Here is a 20,007-nt window from a genome sequence, read left to right on the forward strand (position 1 = left end):
GGCTAGTCTTTCTCGCCGGGCTGCTCGCCGCCGCGTTCGATGGCGAGCAGTGTTCCCGCGCCGCCGCCTACCGCGACCACGTCGCCGGGGGAAAAGCCCGTTGTGACGAACCAGCCGCTCGCGATCGGACGGGCGTCCACCAGCTCACGCCGGACAAACACACCGGGGGCCGTGCGACGGTAGGCCCATACGGCATTGCGCCACCGCACCAGGGCTTCCCGAGGAACGATGACCCCGGGCTCTGTGGAAGACTGTTCCAGGCTCGCGGCCAGCACGCGCCCGACTGTGGCGGACCGTGCCATCGGACCGCGGACGATGGCCAGCAGGCCGGCGCTTTGCAGCCGGGGGTCCGCCGCCGCCGCCGGACCGAGCACACTGACGGAAGCGGTGATGCCGCCGTCGGCGACGATCACCCGCGAGCCGTCCCTCGACGATGCGCCGGGGACATCGATCCGCACCAGGGCAGCCTTTCCGGCCGCGATCTCGCCCAGCAGCCTTTGACGGGCGGCCAGATCCAGTCGCGCCAGCCCCGCGCCGAATTCGAGTCCGACGCGGCGTTCGGCGAGATCTGTCCGCGCCGCATCGGCGGCGGCCTGGGCGCGGGCGGCTTCTACCGCCCGCGCCGACGCGCTCTGATCCTGTGCGGCCAGAGCGACAAGGCGGCGCGCCTCGGCCTTGGAGGCAACGGCGGCCGCGCGCGCTGTGGCAATTTCAGCATTGATCGCGGCGAGGGTGCTGACATCCAGTCCTCGCGCGAAACCCTGCTTGATCTGTGGCGCGCCTCCGGCCGCTAAGGGCGCCACGCGCAAGCCCGCCCGCTCCTGTTGCGCGGCGCTGAGCCGAACCTCGCCATCGACGAGGGTGGCCAGGGACGCGGTCCCCCCAACTCCTTCCTCCACCGAGGCGCTTGGCGCCGTGCGATGCGCCGAAGCGCCGAAAATCGCCAGCGCTGCCGTCGCGGCGCCTACGGCAGCCCAGCCGGCGGCGCTGTAACGGCTCATGGGCGGCTCCTCGAGGCGGTGTCCACGATCATCGTCTCGGGTCCTTCCAAGGGTCCGCGAAGAGCGTCTTCAAGACTGGCGTCGGCGGCATGCACACGGGCCAGAGCGTCAAGTTCGGAGATGCGGGCGAGAAGGGCGCCGGCCTGAGCGGCGGCCCAATCCGTGCGGTCGATGGCCCCCTGCGCCAATTCGCGATCTGCCTGGGCGGCAAGGCGGGCCGCAGCGACGAGTTCGACCCGCCTCACGCGAGTGAGCGCCTCGCGCGCGGCGTGGGTCTCGGCCAATCCCGCGTCGATGGCCGCCTGCGATGTGGACACAACGGCCTCCAGCTTCCGTCCGGCTTCTGTCCGCTTGGCCTGCGCGGTCGCGATGGCGCCGCGATTGAGGTCGAGGGGCGGCAATACCAGACCAACGGACACTGGGATTTTCACCAGACCGCGCTCCCAGGTGTAGCCGGGCGCAATACTGATCGCCGGGTATTGGCGTGCGACCTCCGCGCGAAGGTCGGCTTCGGCCTGATCATAGGCGGCTACCGCCTTGAGCACGTCAGCCCGGGACAGGATGGCCCCGACGCGAGAATCGTCCGTCACCCGCGCGCCGGGATCATCAGTTGGCTCATCGAAACCCGCCCAGGTTAGGGCGAGCCCGTTCAGGGCCTCGAATGGTACGCCCAAAGCGGCGGCAAGTGACTTGATGGCGGCGCGAGCATTGCTGTTGGCGTCGGCGGCACGACGAACGGCGTCGGCCCCATCAGCGCGGACGCGCTCCAGTTCGGCGCGCGACGCTTCCCCCGCGTTGACCCGATTCTCCATCGCCGCCAGCTGGCGCGCCCGCACCTGGGCTACGCGCTCGTAGGCGACGGCCTGGCGTTCCGCGATGAAGTAATCGGCTAACGCCCGTCGGACGGCCATGCGGACCGACCAGATTCTGTCGGCCTGGTCGTAACGCGCGATATCGACGGCGAGATCGAAGCTGGTTAGCCGGGCCTGGCGGCGGGCGCCCAGGTCGAGGGGGACGTCGAGCGCCCCACCGAGCAGCCAGGGGGAACTTTCGGCCGCGCTGCGGGCGTACTCGGCGCTCAGCGTGAACGTCGCGGCCGGGCCGACGCGAGACGCCTTGGCCGCTGCCAGGGCGCTGTCGACGCCCGCGCTCGAGGCGGCGATGTCAGGGTTATTGAGCAGCGCGCTCGCGAAGAGCGCCAGACGATCCAGGCGGGGGCCGCTCCAGGTCGCGTCGGGAGCGATTGACGCCACCTTGTCGCGAACCTGCCCCAGATTCAGAGTTCGGGTCCGAGCCTCCACTGCCAAGGCCGACGGCTCCACCGGCGCGGGCGCGTAGCTCACGCAGGCTGATAGAGACAGGGCGCTGAGCAGGACAATGAGAGTCGACTTCACGGAACGAGCGCCCCCGCGACGGGCGGTCGCTGGTCCGCTTATGGCTTCGGTCGGTCACGCCTGCACCTTGTCGATTCCCAAGAAAGACTGGGCGCTCAGCCCGGGGAAGCCGGAGGTTCGCCACCGTTAGGCCATCCTACTACGTGAACGCTATGGTCCCTCCCCTCGCGCCGTGACGCTCGAGGGCCAGGAGCGGGCAGGACTGTGCAAAACGCACTGAACGCACTTTTTAGATAAAAAGAGTGTTTGAGCTAGACTTCCTTGGGTTTCAGTCGTGGGTAGCCCGGCGTTCGCGGGCGTCGGCATCGGGAGACCCCACCCATGAATCCGATCCGAAATGTCTCGTCCGCGCCGCTTCGTTTCGGTCGAGCCGCCCATGCCGTGATGCTCGCCGCCAGTGTCGGCCTGTTTCTGGCCACCCCAGCGGGGGTGGCTGGCGGCGGCACCGCCATGCCATGGGAGGGCCCGCTCACCATGGTGATGCAGTCGCTCTGCGGTCCCGTCGCCAAGGCTGTCGGCATCATCGCCATCGCCTTCACCGCCACGACCTTCGTCAGCACCTTCTTCAACCCCACCGCCGGAGCGGCGTTCTGAGGTGGCGCAGTCGGAAATCGAGGGTTTGGAGATCGCCTTCCACAGCTCCCTTTCGGAGCCGGTGACGATCGCGGGCGTTCCGCAAATGATCGCTGTGCTGAACGGCACTCTGACGGCCGTCCTGGCGCTGGGCCTCCAGGTTCCCCTGATCAGCATCCCGATCGGCCTGGCCATCCACGGAGCCTGCCACTGGCTCAACAAGCGCGACCCCTACTTCTTCGACGCCCTCGGGCGGCACATCCGCCAACGGCCCTACCTGGACGCCTGACGACGGGCGCGCCCTTCGTCGGCGCGCGACCGAACCCTATCCAGCGCATCTCCACCAAGCGCCACTACGTTAAGGCGCCGGAGACCCCGGCCTAATCTTGACGCCTTCCTGACGGACGACGATTTCCAGGGGGACCTCGTGCCGCGCCTGGGCGGCGGCTATGTGCGAACCACCTCGGTGCGCGCCTATCCGGCGACCTCCTCGCCGGGCTTGCTGGACCGCCTGAACGAGCTGGGCAAAACGACCGCTGGGTGTGCCGCTTCCTGCCCCTCGACAAGAGAAGACGCCCTCAAGGCGGTGACCACAGTCCGCAAGCGCTGGTTCGCCAAGCGCAAGGGCGTCATGGCGCTGCTGAAGGAGGCCATCACCCGGGAGCCCTCGGTCCTGGAGGATCCCGACGCGGCGGCCAAGTCGATGGACGCCGATGCGGCGTTGGTCATCCTCGGTGGCGACTACGCCTCGATCGGCTATTTCACGCCGACGGTGACCTTAATGGACACCGACCCCGACCGGCTGGCCGACCGGGTTCGCGAGGTCGAAAGCGCCATCAACCGGGTCGGCTTCGTCTGCAAGGTCGAGGACGTCAACGCCGTCGAGGCCTGGATCGGCAGCCTGCCCGGCCAGGCCTACGCCGATCTGCGCCGGCCCCTCGTCTCGTCGCTGAACCTTTGCGACATGATGCCGATGTCGGCCATCTGGCCTGGCCCGACGCGCAATGAACACCTCGGGTCCGAATGCGCCAAGCGTGGCCACCCGGGCGACCAGCCGCCGTTGATGTTCACCCGCACGGCGGGGACCACGCCGTTCCGCTTCGATTTGCATCAGGGCGACGTCGGCCACACGATGTTGCCGATCTTCTTCGTCGCCTGGCTGGTCGGGATGGTCTACGGGATCACGCTGGTGCTGGTGATGTCCAGGCTTGAGCGCCTGGAGAATCCCGGCTCGCTGGCTAGATCCCTGTGGGCCGGCGTCTCGTCAAACTTCCCGTGGAAAACGATGCCCTTCCTGTTCAGCGGACGGCACAACAGCTTCAACGATCGCAAGTTGTCGCGCCTGGTGATGACCGGGCGGACGCTGCTGGTCCTCTGTGTGCCGCTATATGCCTACGTGTTCCTGCACGCCTGATCTAACGAGGCGATCAACACGGCCCGCTGGCCACCCGCTCGTAGTCCTCCAGGCTGGAAATCCCGACATCGAGGTCGTTCACCAGGCCGTTGGCCAGGGAATAGACCCAGCCGTGCACCGACACGGGTTGGCCGCGCGCCCAGGCGTCGTGGACGAAGACGTCGGAGGCGACGTTGCGGACCTGGCGGATGACGTTCAGCTCGCACAGGCGGTTGAGCTTGTCCTTCTGCGTCGGCAGTGCGGCGAGCTCGTGCTTGTGCTCGGCGTGAACCTCGCGGATCGGGTGCAGCCAGTGATCGACCAGACCACGCCGCTGGCCGTCGATCGCCGCCGCCACGCCGCCGCAGCCATAGTGGCCCACGACCATCACGTGCTTGACCTTGAGCACATCGACCGCGAACTGCAGCACGCTGAGATAGTTCGCATCCTGCGGCGGGGCTAGGTTGGCGACGTTGCGGTGGACGAACAGCTCGCCCGGGTCCAGCCCGACGATGTCGTTGGCCGGCACGCGGCTGTCGCTGCAGCCGATCCACAGATATTCCGGGCTCTGCTGGCCTTCCAGTCGCTTGAAGAACTGCGGGTCGGCCTCGGTCTTGCGCAGCGACCAGGCCAGATTGTTGTTCTTGAGGTCTTCAAGCATGGAGGGCGTCCGGCTGGAGGTTGGGATGGGCGGCGGCGATGGTCGGATGCTCGGCGGCCCGCGCGGCGACGGCGCGGATCGCTGGAAACGGCGTCAGGTCCACCTTGAAGCGTTCGGCGTTATAGATCTGCGGAACCAGGCAGCAATCGGCCAGGCCGGGCGCATCGCCAAAGGCGAAGCCTCGGCCATGTTTGGCCACCATGGGCTCCAGCGCGGTGAAGCCGTCGGTGATCCAGCGCGTGGCCCAGGCGTTACGCGCCGGCTCCTCGACGCCCAGTCCGGTCAGGGCCCGCAGGATGCGCAGGTTGTTCAATGGATGGATGTCGCAAGCGACGATCTCGGCCATGGCGCGGACCACGGCGCGGTCGAACGGGTCGGCAGGCAGCAGGCGGGGCTCGGGAACCGTCTCGTCCAGCCATTCCAGGATCGCCAGGCTTTGGGTCAGAGCCCTGCCGTCCACTTCGAGCGTCGGCAAAAGCCGCTGGGCGTTGAGCGCGACATAGGCGGCTTCGTGGTGCTGGCTGTGGACCAAATCGACGGGGGCGACCTCATAGGCGAGCCCCTTGAGGTTCAAGCCAATCCGAACGCGATAGGGCGCGCTGGCCCGCCAGGCGCTGTGCAGGGTGAGTTTCATGCGCCGCCTCAGACTACCGTGAAGATAAGCTGGCCCACGCCCTCGACCTCGCCCGTCACCGTGTCGCCCCGCCCGATGGCGGCGACGCCCTCGGGGGTGCCGGTGAAGATCAGGTCGCCGGCCATCAGGGTCCAAAGTTTGGAGGCCTCGGCGATCACTTCCGGGATGGTCCAGATCATGTCGGCGATCTGGCCGAGCTGGCGCTCCTGGCCGTTGACCGACAGGCGGATGGCGCCGTCGACGCTGGCCTGGTCGATCGGGCGGATGGCGGTGATCGGGGCGCTGGCGTCGAAGCCCTTGGCGGCGTCCCACGGCTGGCCCTTGGCCTTGGCGGCGGCCTGCAGGTCGCGGCGGGTCAGGTCGACGCCGACCGCGTAGCCGAACACATGGTCCATCGCCGCCTCGACAGCAATGTTGGCGCCGCCCGACTTCAGGGCCACCACCAGTTCGATCTCGTGGTGCAGGTCGTGGGTTGCTGGCGGGTAGGGAACCTTGCCTGGCGCTGTCAGCACCACGACCGCGTCGGCGGGTTTGGCGAAGAAGAACGGCGGGTCGCGGTCGTCGCCGCCCATCTCGCGCCGGTGGGCGGCATAGTTGCGGCCGACGCAGAGAATGCGCCTTACGGGAAAGACCGCGTCGCTCCCTTCGACCGGGACCGTGGGCGGGGCGGGCGGGGGAAAGGCGAAGTGGGTCATGCCGTCTGATTAACCTCAAACCCGCGTCGCCAAAAGACCGCCGCCGTGAAAAGCCTTCCGCAGGACATGTTCCTGAAACATCCTACCCAAGTCCCGCGTCTAGACGTTCTTTCACTTGCCCCGACAGGCGACGACGAGTCATGACGGGTGAGACAATTGTGGCGAAAACCCGACAGACCCGGAATCGCAGGGACCTTGGACCAACGATGCTGATCATCGAGAACCTGACCCACGTCTACGCCAATGGCGTGAAAGCCCTCGACGAGGTCAGCCTGACGATCCCGCGCGGCATGTACGGCCTGCTTGGCCCGAACGGTGCGGGCAAGTCGACCCTGATGCGCACCGTCGCCACCCTGCAGGCCCCGACCTCCGGCCACATCCGCTTCGGCGACATCGACGTGCTCAAGTCGCCTGACCTGCTGCGGCGGACACTGGGCTATCTGCCTCAGGATTTTGGCGTCTATCCCCGGGTTTCCGCCTACGACATGCTCGACCACATGGCGGTGCTCAAGGGCATTTCCGGCGCCAAGGAGCGCAAGGACGTCGTCGAGAGCCTGCTGAACCAGGTCAATCTGTGGACCGTGCGCAAGAAGGCCATCGCCGGATTCTCGGGCGGCATGCGCCAGCGCTTCGGCATCGCCCAGGCCCTGATCGGCGATCCGCGCCTGATCATCGTCGATGAGCCGACCGCCGGCCTCGACCCGGAGGAGCGCAACCGCTTCCTCAACCTGCTGTCCGAGATCGGCGAGAACGTGGTGGTGATCCTGTCGACCCACATCGTCGAGGACGTGTCGGACCTCTGCCCGGCCATGGCGATCATCTGCGAAGGCCGCATCGTGCGCGAGGGCGCGCCCTCCGAGTTGGTGGCCCAACTGGCCGGCCGGATCTGGCGCAAGACCATCGACAAGGCCGACCTCGAAGCCGCCAAGGATCGGTATCAGGTCATTTCCACCCGCCTGCTGGGCGGCCGCACCGTGATCCACGTCCTGGCCGACCAAGACCCCGGCGCGGGCTTCGCCCAGGTGGAGGGCGGTCTGGAAGACGTTTACTTCTCCACCCTCTCCAATACCCGGCGAGCAGCCTAAGGGCGTGGGCATGTTCGGAAAAGTCGCCGCCTTCGAGTTCCGCTACCAGGCGCGCCAGCCGGTATTCTGGGTGGGAACATTCATCTTCTTCCTGATGGCGTTTGGAACGGTGGCGTCCAGCAATATCAACATCGGATCCTCGGGCAACGTCCACAAGAACGCCGCGACGGCGATCGCCGGCGGTCACCTGTTCTTCGCCCTCGTCTTCATGTTCGTCACGACGGCCTTCGTGGCCAATATCGTGGTGCGCGACGACGACACCGGCTTTGCGGGTATCCTGCGATCCACGCGTCTGTCGAAGTTCGACTACCTCTATGGCCGGTTTACCGGCGCCTTCGCGGCCGCCGCCCTGTCCTTCCTGGCGGTTCCAGCCGGCATGCTTCTGGGCACGCTGATGCCATGGGTCGATCCGGAGACCCTCGGCTCCTTCGTGATCGGCCACTACGCCTTTGCCTACCTGGCCCTGGCTTTGCCGGCGATCTTCCTGACCTCGGCGATCTTCTTCGCCCTGACCACGGTGACGCGATCGATGATGTGGACCTATGTCGGCGTCATCGCCTTCATGGCCCTGCAGTTCATGGGCGGCGTATTCCTTCGCCAGCCCGGCCTGGAACGGATCGCCGCCCTGTTCGACCCGTTCGGCGGCGGCGCCTTCCGACTGGCGACGCTCTACTGGACGGCGGCCGAGCGCAACACCCTGACCCCGCCGCTCACGGGCTATCTGCTGGCCAACCGCCTGCTGTGGACAGCGCTCGCCCTGGCCATTCTCGCGGCCGGCTACTGGCTGTTCGACACGCGCAAGACCGAGGGCGCGACAGGGCGGCGCGACAAGAGCCAAGCGGAGGTCCAACCGCCCACGACAACCACGGTCCATGCCCCGCCGCGTTTCGACGCGATCTCACGCTGGACGCAGCTGTGGGTTCGCGCCCGCCTGGACGCCCAGCAGGTTTTCCTGAGCCCCGCCTATCTGGTCCTGGTCGGCCTGGCCGCCGTGCTGGCCCTGGTCAATCTCTGGTACGCGACGGACGACAGCCTCTATGGCGGGGCGGTCTATCCGGTCACCCGGATCATGATCGGCGCCATGAACGGCATCTTCCCGTTCATGACCATGATCATCGCCGCCTTCTATGCCGGCGAACTGGTCTGGCGCGAGCAGGATCGCAAGACGCACGAACTGATCGACGCCACGCCGATCCCCGATTGGGCCTTCGTGGCCCCCAAGACCCTGGCCATCGCCTTGGTCCTGACCTCGACCTTCCTGATCAGCGTCGCGGTGTCGATCGGCATGCAACTGGCCAAGGGCTATACCCATCTGGAACTGGGAAACTACCTGGTCTGGTGGGTGCTGCCGCAGACTGTCGACTGTTTGCTGGTGGCCGTGCTAGCGGTGTTCCTGCAAGTCATCTCGCCGCACAAGTTCGTCGGCTGGGGCCTGATGGTGCTCTACATCATCGGCACGATCGTGGCGTCCAGCTGGGGTCTGGAACACAACCTCTATCTCTATGCCAGCGCGCCCATGGTCCCGATCTCAGACTTCAATGGACTGAGCCGGTTCTGGGTGGGGGCCTGGTGGTTCCGGCTCTACTGGGCGGCCTGCGCGGTGCTACTGCTGGTGCTGTGCCATGTCCTTTGGCGGCGAGGGACCGAGACCCGGTTGCGGCCTCGCCTGGCGGCCTTGCCGCGTCGGCTGATGGGGCGGCCCGGCCTGATCGCCGGCGGCGCCCTGCTGGTGTTTGTAGGCCTGGGCGGGTTCATCTACCTCAACACCAACATCTGGAATCCGTACCGCACCAGCCTCGGCAACGAGCGCTGGCAGGCCGACTACGAAAAGGCCCTGCTGCCGTTCGAGAACACGCCGCAGCCGAAGATCATCGCGGTGACTCTCGATGTCAGCATTCGGCCTGGCATGCCGCGCATCGACACCAAGGGTGTCTACGAGATCGAGAACCGCACCGACAAGCCGCTGCGCGAAATCCACATCCGCTTCGATCGCGACCTGAAGGTGCTGGCCCTGTCGATCGAGGGGGCTCGGCCGAAAAAGACCTTCGAACGCTTTAACTACCGGATTTTCGCCTTCGACACGCCGATGCAGCCGGGCGAGCGTCGCTCGATGTCGTTCAGCACCGCACGCGTCCAGCTGGGTTTCCCCAATAGCGGGGCCGACACCGGCATGGTCGACAACGGGACCTTCATCAACGATCAGGGCCTGGCCCCGACCCTGGGCATGGACCGCGCAGGCCTTTTGAAGGATCGCACCAAGCGCCGCAAATACGGTCTGCCGGCCGAGCTTCGCATGGCCAAGCTGGGCGATGGTCCCTCGCGCGCCTTCAACGGCCTGCGTCGCGATAGCGATTGGGTGACCGCCGACATCACCGTCACCACCGACGCCGATCAGACGCCGATCGCGCCGGGCTACAAGGTCTCCGAGAGTATCTGGCATGAAAGCGCCAAGCTGACGGGTCCGGTGACCAAAGCCGGCGATCGGCGGACAGCCCGGTTCGTGACCGAGGCTCCGATCCTGCACTTCTTCTCGATCCAGTCGGCGCGCTACGCGGTGCGCACCGAGCCCTACAAGGGTGTGCAGCTGTCGATCTATTACGACCCAGCCCATGCCTGGAACGTTGAGCGGATGCTGGACTCGATGAAGCGGTCGCTGGATTACGACCAGGCTAATTTCAGCCCCTACCAGTTCCGCCAGCTGCGTTATCTGGAGTTCCCGGCCTATGGCAATTTCGCCCAGTCGTTCGCCAACACCATCCCGTGGTCGGAGAATCTCGGCTTTGTCTCCAAGTATCAGGACCAGACCAAGATCGACATGGTCACCTATGTCGGGGCGCACGAGATCGCCCACCAATGGTGGGCCCACCAGCTGATCGGCGCCGACCAGCAGGGCGGGCCGGCTCTGGCCGAGACCCTGGCCCAGTACTCGGCCCTGATGGTCATGAAGAAGACCTACGGCGAGCCGATGATCCGCAAGTTCCTGAAGTATGAACTGGACCGCTATTTGCGGGCGCGGGGCGGCGAGGTGATCGAGGAACTGCCGCTCGAGCGCGTCGAGGAGCAGCCCTACATCTATTACAACAAGGGCTCGCTGGTCATGTACCGGCTGGCCAACGAGATCGGCGAGGACAACGTCAACGCCGCTCTGCGCGAGATGCTGACCGGCTATGCCTTCAAGGGCCCGCCTTACCCAACCACCCTAGAACTGGTGGCCGCCCTGCGTCGCCACGCCCCCGCCGACAAGCAGGCTCTGATCACCGACCTGTTCGAGAAGATCACGCTGTATGACCTGAAGACCACCTCGGCCAGCGCCCGCAAGCGTGCCGACGGCCAGTTCGACGTCACTCTGATGATCGACGCGAAAAAGCTCTATGCCGAGGGCCGCGGTCGGGAACAGGCGGCGCCAATGAGCGAGCCCATGGACATCGGCCTGTTCTCGCTGGAGCCGGGCAAGAAGGGCTTTGGTCCCGACAAGGTGATCGCCATCGAGCGGCGGACCATCCGTTCAGGAACCCAGACCCTGACCTTCGTCACCAAGGTCGCCCCCAAGGTGGCGGGAGTGGATCCCTACAATATGGTCATCGACCGCAACGGTGATGACAATGTCATCAAGGTCGATATGAAATGAGCGAGGCGGCGCTGAAGCTCGATGCGGTGGCTCTGAACGCCGTCCTGGCCAAGGCTTTTCCCGAGGCCGGGGCGCATCTGCCGGAGGTGGTCGAGGCGGAGCCGGGGCGGGTGCTGATGCGTCAGGCGTTCGCCACCCGGGCGCTGCGGCCGGGCGGCCTGATTTCGGGGCCGACCCAGATGGCCATGGCCGACACGGCGGCCTACGCCCTGGTGCTGGCCCATATCGGCGAGGTGGCGATGGCGGTGACCACGTCTCTCACCATCCACTTCCTGCGCGGCGCCAAGCCGGGGGATCTCTACGCGGAAGGAGCCCTGCTCAAGCTCGGCCGCCTCATCGCGACGGCCGATGTCCTGATCTGGTCGGAATCGCGCGAGCGAGCCTGCGCCAAGGCGACGGTCGCCTACGCGATTCCTTGAGCCGTTCTATTTGGCCTTGTCGAAGCCGTTCTTCAGGCCTTCGGCCATGTTCAGATGTTCCTGAACGGCAGGGGCCGTGGCGGCGGCGAAGGCCTTGATGGCCGCGGTGTCGCCGTCTTGGGCGTAGCGTTGCATTAGGTTCAGGGCTGCTTGATGCACATCGACCTGATCGTCGGCATAGGTCTTGTCAAAGTCGCCGTCGCTGGACTTGTTCAAGTCGTCCAGCTTGTCCTGCAGATCGGCGGGCAAGGCGGTCGGCGGGGTGATCATCGCGCCGGAGGCGGCGATGGCGGCCTTCAGATCAGCCGTAGTCTTGGTGTGAGCCTTTTCCATCATCATGGCGAATTTCTTCACCTCGGCGTTGGTCGAGCGTTTGGCGACGACCTTGGACGCTTCGACTTCGTACATGTCGGTGGCGGCGGCCTTGGCGACGAAGGTGGCGGCCTTGGTCTCGTCCGACGGGGTCGGAACAGTGGCCGCCGGGTTGGCGTCCGGAGTCGCGGCCTGTTCGGCCGGCGTCGCGGCGCCCTTGGTCTCGTCGGCCTTGGGGCCGCACGCGGCGAGGCTGAGGGCGGCGAAGGCGGCGCCAACGATGAGAAGCTTGCGAGTCATGGCTTTCTTTCCCTGCGCGTTTTTCTAGAACGTTGATCGCTCAGGCGCCGCGCCGCGCCGTCGTGGCAATACAACTTCACGTGGCCGTGATGGTTCCGTGATGGTCGAGGGAACGAAGAACATGGCCAAGGCGCCTCTGGACGAGCTTCGGGTGATCGAGATGGGTTCGCTGATCGCTGGGCCGTTCTGCGGCCAGGTGCTGGGCGACTTCGGCGCCGAGGTCATCAAGCTGGAAGACCCGGGCGTCGGCGATCCGATGCGCCAGTGGGGCCGAACCAAGCCCAAGGGTCATTCGCCTTGGTGGCCGGTGATCGGCCGCAACAAAAAGTCCGTGACGCTGGATCTGCGCACGCCCGAAGGCCGCGACGTGGCTCGCGCCCTGATCAATACGGCCGACGTGGTTGTCGAGAACTTCCGCCCCGGCACGCTGGAGAAATGGGGCATGGGCTATGACGTCCTGGCCAAGACCAATCCTGGCCTGGTGATGGCTCGGGTCTCGGGGTTCGGCCAGACCGGCCCCTATGCGCACCGCGCGGGCTACGCGCTGATCGGCGAGGCCATGGGCGGCCTGCGCCACATCACCGGCGAGCCCGACCGCCCGCCGGCCCGGGCGGGCATCTCGATCGGCGACAGCCTGGCGGGCCTCAACGCGGCGCTGGGCGTGATGCTAGCCATACACGCGCGTCACGCCACGGGCCGAGGCCAGGTGGTGGATGCGGCGATCTATGAAAGCGTGCTGACGGTGATGGAGAACCTGATCACCGAATATGACCTGTCAGGCTATGTCCGCGAGCGGTCCGGCGCCATCCTGCCCGGCATCGCCCCGTCCAACGTCTATCCCACGCGCAGCGGCGAATTGATCCTGATCGGCGCCAACCAGGACAGCCTGTTCAAGCGCCTGTGCGACGCCATGGGCCGGCCGGAGCTGGCGATCGACGCGCGCTATCGCGACCACGCGGCGCGCGGCGCGAACCAGGTCCAGCTCGACGCCACCATCGCCGGCTGGACGGTCGAGCACGACATCGAGACCTTGTTGCCGCTGCTGGAGGAGGCCGGACTGGCGGTTGGCCGGGTCTATCGCGCGCCCGACATGCTGAAGGATCCGCAGTTCATCGCCCGCGAGTCGATCGTCGAGGTGGCCCACCCGGTGTTCGGGACCGTCAAGATGCAGAACGCCTTCCCGAAGCTGTCGGAAACGCCGGGCGGCGTGCGTTGGCCGGGGCCAGGGTTGGGCGAGCATACGGACGCGGTGCTGGCCGAAGTGGCGGGGCTGTCGGTGGAAGCGATCGCGGGGCTGCGGGCGCGGGGAGTGATCTGAAGTCCTCCCCCGCAGGGGCAGGAATTGGGCTTTCACCCCCGTCCCGTCACCGAAGCCAGGGCCCGCGCGATCTGGTGGACATTGTAGGGCTTGCGAACGATCGGGGCGTCGAAGCCCATGGGCGCGGCCTTGTCGGCATAACCTGTGGCGAACACGAAGGGCCGGCCCTCGCGGCGCAGAACCTCGGCGACAGGCGCCACCGACTTGCCGTTCAGGTCGGCGTCGAGCACGGCGGCGTCGAAGGTCAGCTCCAGCATCTGCAGGGCCTCCGACAGCTCGGACGCGCAGCCCACCACCTCGACCCCGGAATCCTCCAGCCCCGCCTCCAGCTCCATGGCCAGCAGCAGCGAATCCTCGACGATCAGCACCTTAAGCCCCGCGATGTCGCCGGCCTTGAAGGTGTCCTCGCCGCTGCGGAAGGTCTCGACGATTCGCTTGGCTTGCGGCGCGACGGGCTCGGGCTCGGGGGTATCGACCAAGGCGTCGGCGGAGGCGTGTATCATGGCCGTGACGCCGCTGCGGCGGTATTCGATGGTCGCGCGGCCCTTCAGCTCGCGGCCGACGACGTCCTCGATCAGGGTCGCGCCGAAGCCCCGGGTGGCGGGCGGTGAGGTCAGGGGACCGCCCGTCTCCAGCCATTCCAGATTGAAACCGCCGCCCGGCGCGGCGCGCCAGACCACCTCGACCCGGCCGGCCTCGGTCGACAGCGAACCGAACTTGACGGCGTTGACCGCCAGTTCATGCAGGGTCAGCGACAGGGCCGCCGCGGCGCGAGGGGTCAGAAACATCTCCGGACCGTCCCAGCGGGTCTGGTTGGGGGCGAGGCCTCCCAGCTCGGCGGCGGCGATCCGCGCCAGAGTGGCGCCGCGCCAGCGGGCGGCGCTGAGCAGGTCGTGGGCCGAGCTCATCGCCTTTAGCCGGCCGGTGAAGGCCTTGAGGAACCCGTCCAGCGACGAGGCCTTGCGCGCCGACTGGCCGGCCACCGATTGCACGGCGGCCAGCAGGTTCTTGATGCGGTGGTCCAACTCGGTCAGCAGGTTCTCGCGCTGATCGTCTGCGTCGCGGCGGGCGGTGATATCCTGCACCACCCCGATATGGCGGATGGGGGTGTCCTCGCCGTCAAGAACCCGCACCCCGGCGGCGCGGATCCACACCGTGCGGTCGGCGGGCGACACGAACCGCCGGAATTCCACCTCGTAGCGGCCGCCAGCCCTCAACTGCTCTTCGACTCTGGCGCGCGCCGCAGTGCGGTCGTCCGGATGGATGAAGTCGTAAAGCGTCTGGCTGGTCAGGGCGGCCCGATCGCCGACCGGGGTGTCCATGATTCGCGCCATGCGGGGGCTGATCTGCATGACATGGGCGTTCATATCCCATTCGAACTCGCCGAGATTGGCCGCGCCCAGAGCCAGGGCGATCCGCTCGCTGTCGAGCGCGCGCTCGGCGATATTGCGGGCGGTCTCAGCGTCGTGCAGCAGCTCTTCCATGGCCAGGGCCGCCAGCTCGGCCAGGGCCTCGACCAGGCCATTGTCGATCGCGTCGCGAGGTTGGGGATCCTCGACGGTCAGCAGGCCAACCACCTGGCCCGAGGGATCGGTGAGCGGAGCGCAGGCAAAAAACCGGCTGTCGGCGGCGAAGGGACGGATCGTCTGGTCGGGAACTGCGGCGATGTCGCCATGCGCGATGACACCGCAGTCGCGCAGGCGTTCGGTGAGGGTGGCGGGGCGCGCCTCTTCTCCATCCTGGAAGCCGATCCTGGCCTTCAGCCAGACGCGGTCCTTTCCGATCAGGCGGATCGCCGCCTTGGGGGCGTTGAACAGGCGTAAGGCCAGGCGGACGATCCGGTCGAACCGGGGGTCGAAGGGATCGCCGTCGATGGCGCGAAGGGCGTCGAGGGCGCGCAGTCGCTGCGCCTCTTGATCATCTGCCAGCGATCCGCCCGCATCGTCCATGAATCGACCATAGACCGGGTTCGCGTGATGCGCGAGATCGATAAATCTCGTGCCTCGCTGATCGTATGTGGTGAAGCTTCAGCCTTGGCGCTAGAATGGAACTTGTCGCCCTGGCTTTGCGTTTTGCGGGCGCAGCTTTGCCGCTGTCCGCCCCGAAGCCCGAGCCGCGAAACCGGAGACCTCCCATGTCCGACAACAGCCTGAACCCGGCGATCAAGGAGGCCAACAAGGCCTCGTCGAGCGCCGGCGCCGCTCTCGACCACGCCGAACGCAGCTTCGGCGAAGCCGCCGCTGCGGCCAAGAGCCACTTCACCGACACCAAGGCCAACCTGACCGACGCCGCCAAGCGCATCGAGCATTCGCTGACCCAGGGCCTCGAGACCCTGCGCGCCCAGACCCGCACCTATACCGACACCGCCGGCCAACAGGTCGATGAAGCCGGTCGCTATGTCAGCGAGCGGGTTCGCGAGCGTCCGATCACCGCTACCCTGGCCGGCCTCGGCGTCGGCGTTTTGCTGGGCCTTCTGCTGGCCGGAAATCGTAGCGGCCACAACAAGTGATCTTCGAAAAGACCCTGACCACCCTGGCAGGGGGGGGGGGGGGGGCCCCCCCCCCCCCCGGGGGGGGGGGGGGGCCCCCCCCCGCCCCCCGACCCCCGGGGGCACCCCCACTGCTGTGAGCGTCGTGGCCGCCGCCTTCGCCCTGTACGCCGTGATCCAGCCTCACCTGGGCGCGGCGGGCGGGGCCGCGATCGTCGCCGCAGTCGCCGCGCTGGTCGTCGGGATCGCCGGGTTGCTGGCGGCGCGCAAGGCGGAGGTCGGGGTTGGGCTGTCGTCGGCCCCGGCCCCGGACGCGCTGTTCTTCGCCGAGAAGGCGCTGGAGATGGTTAAGGCGCGGCCGATCCTCACGATCGGCGCCGGCTTGGCTGCGGGCTTGATTGCTTTCCGCAACCCCGCCCTGGCGGCGATCGTCGCCAAGGCGCTGTTCGACTCCCAGAAGCCGCTGCCGCGCTAGTCGCCCACGGCTGCCCCCCCTTGGTTTTCCGCGCCCCTCCTCTCATCTCCCGGGGGCGTCTTGCTCTGGAGCGATCATGTTCAAACTCCCCGACCTGCCCTATGCCTATGAAGCCCTGGAACCGACGATCTCGGCAAACACGCTTCATTTCCATCACGACAAGCACCATGCGGCCTATGTGAACGCCTTGAACGGGCTGCTGCTGGAGGGCGACAAGCGTCCTCTGGAAGCGGTCATCCGCGAGGCCGGTCCCGGCAAGGTGTTCAACAACGCCGCCCAGGCCTGGAACCACGCGTTCTTCTGGGACTGCATGAGCGCCGACCAGGCGGCCCCGTCGGCCGAGCTTTCGGCCGCGATCGCCGAGGCGTTTGGCGATCTGTCCGGCCTGAAGGAGAAGTTCGTCGCCGAGGGCGTCGGTCACTTCGGTTCGGGCTGGGTTTGGCTGGCCGTCCAGGCCGGCAAGCTGGTGATCCTCTCGACCCACGACGCCGACGACACCCTGACCAAGAACGGGGTCACCCCGCTGCTGGTCTGCGACGTGTGGGAACACGCCTACTATCTGGACCACCAGAACAACCGTAAAGGCTTCCTGGAAGCCTGGTTCGACGTCCTGCCCAACTGGGCGTTCGCCGATGCGCAGTTCGCGGCGGCCAAGGGCGACGGCGCGGCCTGGACCTATCCCGAACCGGCTTGACCTCAGCCTCTCGACTAAACGTTCAACGGCGCGACCTCGGTCGCGCCGTTTTCGTTTGAACATGGGACGCAGCGGCGCGGGACCGACCAAGTTCGCCAGACCGTGAACTGAGTGCGCTCCCAGGCCAGGGCCGTGATCTTGATGTCGCCGTCGTCAACCTCGATGACATTGAAGCTAGGCGGCACGCCACGTTCGCGCACCGACAGGGTGCCCGAGCCTACCGCCTGGGTGCAGCCGTCCGAGAACGGGTAGGGGTGCACGAAAGGCGCGTGGATGTGGCCCGTCAGCACCAGATCCACCCCGGCGCCGGCGAAGGCCAGGGCGGCCGCCGTACCGCCCCGCACCTTGGCGGTCATCGGCCCGCCCAGCATCTCGATCAGCGGATGATGGCAGACCACGATCTTCAACGCGTCCGGCGCGGCGTCTTTCAAAGCCGCGCAAACCTCGCGGATCTGTCGGCGCGACACCGCGCCCTTCGACCAGTTCAGCCGGAGCTGGAAGGCGCGAGCGGAATTGAGGCTAACCACCGTGACGCGCGGGTCGTCCCAGTCTCCGTTCATCCGCTCGCCGAACCGCTGCTCATAGCGTCGCCACGGCGCGAAGATGCGGTTGAGAATCTCGCGGGGGCCGACGAACGGGGTGTCGTGATTGCCTGGCGTCACCAGCTGCGGGCGAGGCAGCCTGTCCAGCCAGGCCTTGGCGGCGTCGAACTCAGTGGTCTTCCCGTCCTTGGTCAGGTCGCCGGCGGCGATCACCAGGTCGGGCCGCTCGGCATGGATGCGTTCGACCGCCGCCTCGACGGCGTCCTTGTGTTCGCCGCCGAAATGGATGTCGGAGACCTGGACCAGTTTCAGCCTTTGGCTCATGCGGCGGGTACCAGGGCGCGGAAGGCTTTTGGGCGGAAGCGAATGCTGACCGTATCGTCCAGCCGGACCGGCTCGCCGTCCAGGATAGCGGGAATCCGCCCGCCGGCCCAGACCTTGCCGACCCGGCAGCGGCCGACGATCACCGACGGATCGTTGCGCCAGTTGCCGGTCACGGTGCTGACGCCGAGCCGGAAGATGTCCAAGGCGTTCGACGGATCGACGGCCGCAGCCTCAAGCGCCTGCTCGTCGGCGTGCAGGTCGGCCGAGACCAGGGGGCACATCAGGCTCAGCGCCTCGGTCTTGCCTTTGGGGCGGCCGTCGAGGACGTAGCGCAGGCGGGTGGAGAAGGCCTGTCGCAGCGCCCGCCGGGCCCGCATCAGCGCCAGGTCGGCGCGCCCGGCCCGGGCGGCCTCGCGGGCGGTGGCCCACAGGGCCGGACTGCCCAATATGGCGGCGACGAAGAACAGTCGGCCACTGACTTCGCCGCCGGAAATCATCTTGGCCTCGCCGTTCTTCAAGCAGGCGGCCATGGCCTCGGGCCAGGAAATCGCGCCGTATAGCGCGTGGGGCAGCATGTTCATCGTGCCGCCCGGCAAGGGCGCGATCATCGGGCCGTCGGGACCCGACATCTCGGCCGCCGCGCGGGCCGTGCCATCGCCGGCCACGATCAGGATAGCGTCGGGGCGACGCTCGATGGCCGCGCGGATGCAGGCGGTTAGCTCCCGTTCGGTCGGCGCATGCACCTGACCCTCCACGCCATGTTCGGCGAGGATGGCTTCCGCCTGGGCCGGCGCGTCCTTGCCCACCGAGCCCGAGGCGGTATTGACGATCACTTCAACGCGCATGCGAAACATCCAAAAGCGCCGACGCGCGGAAACATTGACTTGGCAAACGGCGCAGCTTTGCGAGGGTTCCCGGAACCGTTGGCCTCGCCCCGCCGTTTGCCTCTCGGGACAAGCTCGAACGGGAGAGCCACAATGAAGAAGACCTTGATCGCCTTGCTGGGCGTCGGTGTGCTGGCCAGCGGCTGCACAGCGACCGGCAACACCGAACGCAACGCCGCCGGGGGCGCCGCTCTGGGCGCTCTCGCCGGCGCGGTCATCGGCAACAATGTCGGCGGCGGCAGCGCCAGCACCGGCGCCGCCATCGGCGCCGCCATCGGCGGCACCGCGGGCGCCGTCAAGGGCTGTCGCGAGGACGGCGGCTGCGGTTCGACCAACGCCAATCGCCGTCAGTACTATGACGAGCGGGCCGGACGGTATTACTACTACGACTCGCGTAGCGGTCGTTACTACTGGGAAGACGGCAGCCCCCGTTAAGTCGGGGTCGCCTGAAAGACCTGGAAAGGGCGGTCGGCATGCGCCGGCCGCCTTTTGCGTGGCCGCAGCACGAGAGGGCAAGCGATGAGAAGAGTCGAACTGACGGCGATTGGTATTGTCGCCGCCGCCGGGCTGGCCGCGGGTTGCGCCAGCAATTCCGGACCCAAGTCGCGATCCGATATCGTGATGACGCCGCCGGCCTGCGAAGACTTCGCGGTGGAGATCTATTTTGAGAGCCAGTCCAGCGCCCTGACCAGCGAAGCGCGCTCCGTGCTCAAGAACGCTGGCGCGATGGCCAAGGGCTGCCAGGTGAACTCCGTCCGCGTGCTGGGGCTGGCTGACGCCGTGGGGGCCGCAGACGCCAACCTGGCGCTCTCCAAGACGCGGGCGAGCGTGGTCACCGGCGCCTTGGCGAAGGTCGGGTTCCGCAATGTGGAGATCGACGTCGCCGCTGCTGGCGATAGCGGCTCCCTGACAGGCTCGGGCGAGTCCCGTCCTCTGCGTCGCCGCGCCGACGTCAAGATCGATTTGAACGGACCGCAGCGCTGATCACGCCTCGCCGCGCCAACGCCAAAGCAAAAGGCGGATCCGCAAGGGTCCGCCTTGAGGCCTTGGAAGTGTGGGGTGCGGAGGCGACAGGCTAACTTGCGCTAGCCTCAAGTCGGGGGGGGGGGCGTCGCCGCCTCCGCAGATTGAAAACGTGAACGAGAAGGGGCGGTTCCCGCCCGACGAATATTTTCTCGCCTATTCCG

21 protein-coding genes are annotated in these 20,007 nt (G+C 67.2%); 12 read left to right on the forward strand and 9 right to left on the reverse strand.

Going from position 1 to position 20,007, the window contains the following annotated elements; all coding sequences use genetic code 11:
- Positions 1 to 2 precede the first annotated feature (2 nt).
- Together ACP7AG_RS00865 and ACP7AG_RS00870 are read right to left on the reverse strand one after the other, a co-directional pair.
- Positions 3 to 1,001 (reverse strand): hypothetical protein, encoded by a 999-nt coding sequence (locus ACP7AG_RS00865; protein WP_426029452.1) that lies wholly within the window; start codon positions 999 to 1,001, stop codon positions 3 to 5.
- Positions 998 to 2,344: a TolC family protein gene (locus ACP7AG_RS00870; protein WP_426029453.1), complete on the reverse strand. Its 1,347-nt coding sequence runs from the start codon at positions 2,342 to 2,344 to the stop codon at positions 998 to 1,000. Before ACP7AG_RS00870 ends, ACP7AG_RS00865 begins: the two co-directional genes overlap by 4 nt.
- 372 nt (positions 2,345 to 2,716) lie before the next feature.
- On the opposite strand from ACP7AG_RS00870, the gene ACP7AG_RS00875 reads away from it, so the two are divergent.
- The 3 genes from ACP7AG_RS00875 (at position 2,717) to ACP7AG_RS00885 (ending at position 4,382) form a co-directional block, all read left to right on the forward strand.
- Positions 2,717 to 2,989 (forward strand): TrbC/VirB2 family protein, encoded by a 273-nt coding sequence (locus ACP7AG_RS00875; RefSeq protein ID WP_426029454.1) that lies wholly within the window; start codon positions 2,717 to 2,719, stop codon positions 2,987 to 2,989.
- 1 nt (position 2,990) lies between these two features.
- A complete protein-coding gene (locus ACP7AG_RS00880; RefSeq protein WP_426010694.1) occupies positions 2,991 to 3,257 on the forward strand; it encodes a VirB3 family type IV secretion system protein in 267 nt (88 codons plus the stop codon).
- Between the two features lie 138 nt (positions 3,258 to 3,395).
- Positions 3,396 to 4,382: a hypothetical protein gene (locus tag ACP7AG_RS00885; protein ID WP_426010696.1), complete on the forward strand. Its 987-nt coding sequence runs from the start codon at positions 3,396 to 3,398 to the stop codon at positions 4,380 to 4,382.
- A 13-nt stretch (positions 4,383 to 4,395) separates the two neighbouring features.
- On the opposite strand, the gene ACP7AG_RS00890 is transcribed toward ACP7AG_RS00885, so the two are convergent.
- Genes ACP7AG_RS00890 through ACP7AG_RS00900 form a run of 3 tightly spaced genes read right to left on the reverse strand, consistent with a single transcriptional unit; the run spans position 4,396 to position 6,351 of the window.
- A complete protein-coding gene (locus tag ACP7AG_RS00890) occupies positions 4,396 to 5,022 on the reverse strand; it encodes a carbonic anhydrase (protein WP_426029455.1) in 627 nt (208 codons plus the stop codon).
- The gene (gene maiA / locus ACP7AG_RS00895; RefSeq protein WP_426010699.1) at positions 5,015 to 5,656 is read right to left on the reverse strand and encodes a maleylacetoacetate isomerase; all 642 of its coding nucleotides are present in this window, start codon (positions 5,654 to 5,656) and stop codon (positions 5,015 to 5,017) included. The genes ACP7AG_RS00890 and maiA overlap by 8 nt, the downstream gene beginning before the upstream one ends.
- 8 nt (positions 5,657 to 5,664) lie before the next feature.
- Positions 5,665 to 6,351, reverse strand: a complete 687-nt coding sequence (locus ACP7AG_RS00900) for a fumarylacetoacetate hydrolase family protein (protein ID WP_426010701.1) — start codon at positions 6,349 to 6,351, stop codon at positions 5,665 to 5,667.
- A 206-nt stretch (positions 6,352 to 6,557) separates the two neighbouring features.
- On the opposite strand from ACP7AG_RS00900, the gene ACP7AG_RS00905 reads away from it, so the two are divergent.
- Genes ACP7AG_RS00905 through ACP7AG_RS00915 form a run of 3 tightly spaced genes read left to right on the forward strand, consistent with a single transcriptional unit; the run spans position 6,558 to position 11,483 of the window.
- Positions 6,558 to 7,436 carry an ABC transporter ATP-binding protein gene (locus tag ACP7AG_RS00905; RefSeq protein WP_426029456.1) on the forward strand — a complete coding sequence of 293 codons (879 nt, stop codon included), beginning with the start codon at positions 6,558 to 6,560 and terminating at the stop codon, positions 7,434 to 7,436.
- A gap of 10 nt (positions 7,437 to 7,446) precedes the next feature.
- The gene (locus tag ACP7AG_RS00910; RefSeq protein WP_426029457.1) at positions 7,447 to 11,064 is read left to right on the forward strand and encodes a M1 family aminopeptidase; all 3,618 of its coding nucleotides are present in this window, start codon (positions 7,447 to 7,449) and stop codon (positions 11,062 to 11,064) included.
- Positions 11,061 to 11,483, forward strand: coding sequence for a PaaI family thioesterase (locus ACP7AG_RS00915; protein ID WP_426029458.1), 423 nt, complete (start codon positions 11,061 to 11,063; stop codon positions 11,481 to 11,483). Before ACP7AG_RS00910 ends, ACP7AG_RS00915 begins: the two co-directional genes overlap by 4 nt.
- A 6-nt stretch (positions 11,484 to 11,489) precedes the next feature.
- On the opposite strand, the gene ACP7AG_RS00920 is transcribed toward ACP7AG_RS00915, so the two are convergent.
- Entirely contained in the window at positions 11,490 to 12,095 is a 606-nt protein-coding gene (locus tag ACP7AG_RS00920; protein ID WP_426029459.1) for a DUF4142 domain-containing protein, read from the reverse strand.
- Between the two features lie 121 nt (positions 12,096 to 12,216).
- On the opposite strand from ACP7AG_RS00920, the gene ACP7AG_RS00925 reads away from it, so the two are divergent.
- Complete coding sequence (locus ACP7AG_RS00925; protein WP_426010708.1) at positions 12,217 to 13,413, forward strand: CaiB/BaiF CoA transferase family protein; 1,197 nt, start codon at positions 12,217 to 12,219, stop codon at positions 13,411 to 13,413.
- Positions 13,414 to 13,445: 32 nt separating this feature from the next.
- Here ACP7AG_RS00925 and ACP7AG_RS00930 read toward each other — a convergent pair whose 3' ends face one another.
- Positions 13,446 to 15,362 carry an HWE histidine kinase domain-containing protein gene (locus ACP7AG_RS00930; protein WP_426029460.1) on the reverse strand — a complete coding sequence of 639 codons (1,917 nt, stop codon included), beginning with the start codon at positions 15,360 to 15,362 and terminating at the stop codon, positions 13,446 to 13,448.
- Between the two features lie 185 nt (positions 15,363 to 15,547).
- Between ACP7AG_RS00930 and ACP7AG_RS00935 the strand changes: the two genes are divergently transcribed.
- The 3 genes from ACP7AG_RS00935 (at position 15,548) to ACP7AG_RS00945 (ending at position 17,070) form a co-directional block, all read left to right on the forward strand.
- Positions 15,548 to 15,922, forward strand: coding sequence for a hypothetical protein (locus tag ACP7AG_RS00935; RefSeq protein ID WP_426010711.1), 375 nt, complete (start codon positions 15,548 to 15,550; stop codon positions 15,920 to 15,922).
- A gap of 115 nt (positions 15,923 to 16,037) precedes the next feature.
- Entirely contained in the window at positions 16,038 to 16,376 is a 339-nt protein-coding gene (locus tag ACP7AG_RS00940) for a hypothetical protein (protein WP_426029461.1), read from the forward strand.
- A 76-nt stretch (positions 16,377 to 16,452) separates the two neighbouring features.
- Positions 16,453 to 17,070, forward strand: a complete 618-nt coding sequence (locus ACP7AG_RS00945) for a superoxide dismutase (RefSeq protein WP_426010714.1) — start codon at positions 16,453 to 16,455, stop codon at positions 17,068 to 17,070.
- A gap of 14 nt (positions 17,071 to 17,084) precedes the next feature.
- On the opposite strand, the gene ACP7AG_RS00950 is transcribed toward ACP7AG_RS00945, so the two are convergent.
- Positions 17,085 to 17,936 (reverse strand): metallophosphoesterase family protein, encoded by an 852-nt coding sequence (locus tag ACP7AG_RS00950; RefSeq protein WP_426010716.1) that lies wholly within the window; start codon positions 17,934 to 17,936, stop codon positions 17,085 to 17,087.
- Positions 17,933 to 18,781: a diacylglycerol/lipid kinase family protein gene (locus ACP7AG_RS00955; RefSeq protein WP_426010717.1), complete on the reverse strand. Its 849-nt coding sequence runs from the start codon at positions 18,779 to 18,781 to the stop codon at positions 17,933 to 17,935. Before ACP7AG_RS00955 ends, ACP7AG_RS00950 begins: the two co-directional genes overlap by 4 nt.
- A 132-nt stretch (positions 18,782 to 18,913) precedes the next feature.
- Here ACP7AG_RS00955 and ACP7AG_RS00960 point away from each other — a divergent pair, with 132 nt between their 5' ends.
- Both ACP7AG_RS00960 and ACP7AG_RS00965 read left to right on the forward strand, forming a co-directional pair.
- Complete coding sequence (locus ACP7AG_RS00960) at positions 18,914 to 19,255, forward strand: YMGG-like glycine zipper-containing protein (protein ID WP_426010719.1); 342 nt, start codon at positions 18,914 to 18,916, stop codon at positions 19,253 to 19,255.
- A gap of 84 nt (positions 19,256 to 19,339) precedes the next feature.
- Entirely contained in the window at positions 19,340 to 19,804 is a 465-nt protein-coding gene (locus ACP7AG_RS00965; protein WP_426029462.1) for an OmpA family protein, read from the forward strand.
- Positions 19,805 to 20,007: the final 203 nt, after the last annotated feature.

It is taken from the genome of Caulobacter sp. DWP3-1-3b2, assembly GCF_049896325.1.
Taxonomy (GTDB): domain Bacteria; phylum Pseudomonadota; class Alphaproteobacteria; order Caulobacterales; family Caulobacteraceae; genus Caulobacter.